General features: G+C 65.8%; 4 protein-coding genes. 1 reads left to right on the top strand and 3 read right to left on the bottom strand.

Annotation, left to right across the window (positions count from 1 at the left end; translation table 11 throughout):
- The first annotated feature begins 149 nt into the window (after positions 1–149).
- Complete coding sequence (locus EN932_RS30480; RefSeq protein WP_024504731.1) at positions 150–917, top strand: SDR family oxidoreductase; 768 nt, start codon at positions 150–152, stop codon at positions 915–917.
- Between the two features lie 27 nt (positions 918–944).
- Here EN932_RS30480 and EN932_RS30475 read toward each other — a convergent pair whose 3' ends face one another.
- The 3 genes from EN932_RS30475 to EN932_RS30465 all read right to left on the bottom strand — a co-directional run.
- Positions 945–1,889, bottom strand: coding sequence for an ABC transporter permease (locus EN932_RS30475; RefSeq protein WP_013528958.1), 945 nt, complete (start codon positions 1,887–1,889; stop codon positions 945–947).
- Positions 1,886–2,941: an ABC transporter permease gene (locus EN932_RS30470; protein ID WP_063169488.1), complete on the bottom strand. Its 1,056-nt coding sequence runs from the start codon at positions 2,939–2,941 to the stop codon at positions 1,886–1,888. The genes EN932_RS30475 and EN932_RS30470 overlap by 4 nt, the downstream gene beginning before the upstream one ends.
- Positions 2,941–4,200, bottom strand: a 1,260-nt coding sequence (locus EN932_RS30465; protein WP_164890695.1) for an ABC transporter ATP-binding protein, incomplete at its 5' end; no start/stop codon positions are given. The genes EN932_RS30470 and EN932_RS30465, both read right to left, overlap by 1 nt.

Here is a 4,200-nt window from a genome sequence, read left to right as displayed (position 1 = left end):
CAGGTATGGCGCGTCCGTTTTCGGGTCTGCGTCCGAATGGACCTATGACCTTGCCCTCGCGGCACTCAATTCGTGGATTGGCCGCCCGGCGCCGGCGCGGTAGCATCACCCAACCAGCAAAGCGAAATCGTCACATAGGGGCAAAAAAAATGGGCACAAGACTGGCCGGCAAGGTCGCCATCATTTCGGGCGGCGCGACGGGAATGGGTGGAGCAGCCTCGGAGCTGTTCGCCGCCGAAGGCGCCAAGGTGGCGATCATCGACCGCAACGGCGAGGCGGCCGCCGCAACCGCAGCGACAATCAGGGCACGCGGCCATGTCGCCGAGCATTTTGTCGCCGACGTCTCCGACGAGGCACAGGTCGAAGCCGCCGTGAAGGGTGCTATCGAAAAACTCGGGCCCATCACCGTGCTGTTCAACCACGCCGGCACCATCGTGATAAAGCCCTTCCTGGAGACCACGGTGCAGGAATGGGATTGGCTGCATGCCGTCAATGTGCGCTCGATGTTCCTGATGACGCGCGCCGTTTTGCCCGGCATGATTGCGGCGGGCGGCGGCTCGATCGTCTGCACCTCGTCGATCTCGGCGGTGGCGGCTACTCCCAACGAAGTGCTCTACGACACCACCAAGGGCGCCTGCCACATGTTCGCCCGCGCCATCGCCGTCGAGTTCCGCGACCGCAACATCCGCTGCAACGCCGTCTGCCCGGGCTTCATCCGCACGCCGCACGGCCTGCGCGAGGTTGCCGACCTCGGCAGGCTCGGCGTCGATGTCTCGGACGCAGCGCTGGCCGCGCAGCAGGGCCGCATCGGCGAGCCGGAAGAGGTGGCGAGGGCGGCGCTTTACCTCGCCAGCGACGAGTCGAGCTTCGTCAACGGCACGCATCTGTTCGTCGACAACGGTTTTACCGCGATGTGAACAGCTACGCCGACAGCCGCCCGGCTGTCAGCGCTCTTCCCGTCTAAATGGCTTGAGCAGCGCCGACGGTGCCACCGCGTTGCGCGACATCACAGCCATGGCGACGATGGTGAAGATGAACGGCAGCATCAGGAACGCCTCGTAGGGGATGTGTCCGAGCCCGCTCGCCTGCATGCGCAGCTGCAAGGCATCGACGAAGGCGAACAGAAGTGCCGCACCCGCCGAGCGCCATGGATCCCAGCGACCGAAGACGACCAGCGCGATCGCCACCCAGCCGCGCCCGGAGACGACGCCGAAGGTGAAGGCGTTGAACTGCGCCATCGACAGGAAGGCGCCGGCCAGCCCCATCAGCGCGCCGCCGAGGACAACCGCCTGAAAGCGCGTGGCGATGACGCTGACACCGGCCGAATCGGCAGCACGCGGATTTTCACCGACCATGCGCACCGACAGGCCCCATGGCGTGCGGTAGAGTATGAAAGCGGCCAACGGAATGGCCAGGATCGCCATGTAGACCAGCGCGAACTGGTTGAACACCGCCGGCCCGAGCACCGGAATGTCGGACAGGATCGGGATCGGCAGCGTCTGAAAACCATTGATGTTGGGCGGCACAGACTGCTGGCCGAAGATCAGCCGGTAGAGGAAATAGGCAAGGCCCGACGAGAACAGCGTCACGCCGATGCCGCAGACATGCTGGCTGAGGCCGAGCACCACCGTGAACAACGCATGCAGCGCGCCCATCAGCATGCCGGTCAGCACCGCCGCCAGCACGCCGAGCCACAGGCTGCCGCTGAGGCTGGCAGCAGTGAAGCCTGTCATCGCCGACAAAAGCATGATGCCTTCGATGCCGAGATTGAGCACGCCGGCCCGTTCCGAGAACATTTCGCCCAGCGTTGCAAAAGCCAGCGGCGTGGCGATACGAATGATCGCGGCCAGAAAACCGACCTGGAAGATCTGTTCGAACACCGCGCTCATCGGGCAACCCCGACGCGGCGGATGCGATAGGCGGTGAACAGCAGCGCCACCAGCATGGCGAGCAGTGCAGTGCCCTGGATGACATCGCTGAGGAAGGCCGGCACGCCGGTCGCCCGCGACATCGCCTCGGCGCCGGTCATCACGGCGGCAAGGAAGATCGCCGCCGGCACGACGCCGAGCGGGTTGAGCCGCGCCAGCATGGCCACGACGATGCCGGAATAGCCGTAGCCCGGCGAGATGTCGCTCATCACCTGGAAATGCACGCCGCCGACCTCGCCGACGCCGGCCAGTCCGGCCAGCGCGCCGGACAGCAGCGCTGTCGAGATCAGCACGCGCTCGACATGGATGCCGCCATATCTGGCCGCTTCCGGGTTTTCGCCGGTGACCCTTATCCTGAAGCCGAGCGTGGTGCGCACGATCAGGAACCAGATCAGCGGTGCCGCCAGCAGCGCCACGATAACGCCGAGATGCAGCCTTGTACCTTCGATCAGCACAGGGAAATTGGCCGAATCCTCTATCGGCGGCGAGATCGGATAGCCGCTGAAGGAGTCCTTCCACGGTCCTTCGATCAGCGCCATCAGCGCGTAGTAGATGACCGAGTTGAGCAGCAGCGAACTGACGACATCGTCGACCTTGAATTTTACCCTGAGGGTCGCCGGCACCAGCGCGACCGCGGCCCCGGCCGCAGCGCCTGCGACCGCCATCAACACCATGGCGAGCGGTCCCGGCATCGGGATGGCGCCGACAAAGCAGCTGGCCACCGCGCCGGCCAGCAATTGACCCTCGGCGCCGATGTTCCAGAATTTTGCCCGGAAGGCGACCGCCACCGCCAGTCCGGTGAAGATCATCGGCGCGGCGCGCACCATCGTTTCGGTGATCGCATAGCTGTCGCCCAGCGAGGCCGTGAACATCACGCCATACGCATCGAGCACGCCGGCGCCGGCCAGCGCGATCAGGCCGCTGCACAGGACAAGCGTCGCGCCGATAGCCAGCAGCGGCAAAGCGAGGTTGAACCAGGCCGGCGTAGAGGTGCGGACTTCCAGGCGAAACATCAGCTGTGCCCCTCCGCCCCGGTCATCATCAGGCCGAGCTGTGCGATCGTTGCATCGGCGCTGTCGAGCGTGCCGACAATGCGGCCCTCATACATCACCGCGATGCGATCGCAGAGCACCAGCAGCTCTTCCAGATCCTCGCCGATGACGATGATGCCGCAGCCCTTGGCCCGCATGTCGAGGAACTTTTCGTGGATGAAACGCGCCGCGCCGATATCGAGCCCGCGCGTCGGTTGCGAGACGATCAGAACCTTCGGGTCGAAAGCGAGTTCGCGCGCCAGAAGGGCCTTCTGCAGATTGCCGCCGGACAGCGCGCCGGCGCGGGTCATCGGCCCGGGGCACCTGATATCATAGGCCTTGATCTGCTCTTCCGCGAAGGCGCGGATCGCATCCGGCTTGAGCAGACCCTTGCTGCTGAACGCGGCGGTGCCGATGCGCGGCAACACCATCGAATCCGCGAGCGGCAGGTTGGTAACCAGCCCCGTCGTCATACGGTCTTCCGGGATGCGGCCAAGACCGAGCGCCTGCACTTCGCGCGGCGAAAAGCGTGAGACTTTCTGGCCGGCGATCGTCATCCGGCCGGCGTCAGGTACGCGCACGCCGGAGATGACCTCCGCCAGCGCGCGCTGGCCATTGCCCGACACGCCGGCAATGCCGAGGATTTCGCCTGCACGCACGGCAAGCGACACGTCGCGCAGCGCCGTACCCGAATGACGCGAGGTGGAAATGCCATTGAGGGTGAGCACAGCGGCACCCGGCGTCGATGGTCCCCGCGCCGGCGGCACGATCTCATGGCCGCACATCAGTTGCGCCATTGCGGACGATGTCGTGTTGGCGGGATCGTCGACGCGGCCGGCGACGCGCCCATGCCGCAGCACTGTGCAGCGATGCGTCAGTGCCCGCACCTCGTTGAGCTTGTGCGAGATGAAAATGATGCCGAGCCCTTGCGCCGCCATCGACCGCAACGCCGAAAACAGCCCGTCGACCTCGCTCGGCGCCAGCACCGCCGTCGGCTCGTCGAGGATCAAGAGCCTGGCGCCGCGAAACAGTGCCTTGACGATTTCGAGCCGCTGCTGCTCGCCGACCGACAGCGCCGAGACCGGAAGATCGGGATCAAGCGTCAGCCCATGCTGGCGGCCGATCTCGGCCAGCCGCGCCAGCCCGCCGGCGCGGTCGATCCGCCCTGTCTTGCCGGGAATGCCTATCAGCAGGTTCTCCAGCACCGTCAGCCTTGGCGCCAGATGAAAATGCTGGTGCAC

Origin of the sequence: Mesorhizobium sp. M7A.F.Ca.US.002.01.1.1 (assembly GCF_004022955.1) — a bacterium.
GTDB lineage: Bacteria > Pseudomonadota > Alphaproteobacteria > Rhizobiales > Rhizobiaceae > Mesorhizobium > Mesorhizobium ciceri.
The sequence above is the reverse complement of the archived record's forward strand: the minus strand, read 5'-3'. Positions and strand labels throughout refer to the sequence as shown.

Excerpts from the sequence above, each read along its gene's own strand:
- EN932_RS30470 (WP_063169488.1), bottom strand. The coding sequence starts at position 2,941 with ATGTTTCGCCTGGAAGTCCGCACCTCTACGCCGGCCTGGTTCAACCTC.
- EN932_RS30480 (WP_024504731.1), top strand. The coding sequence starts at position 150 with ATGGGCACAAGACTGGCCGGCAAGGTCGCCATCATTTCGGGCGGCGCG.
- EN932_RS30475 (WP_013528958.1), bottom strand. The coding sequence starts at position 1,889 with ATGAGCGCGGTGTTCGAACAGATCTTCCAGGTCGGTTTTCTGGCCGCG.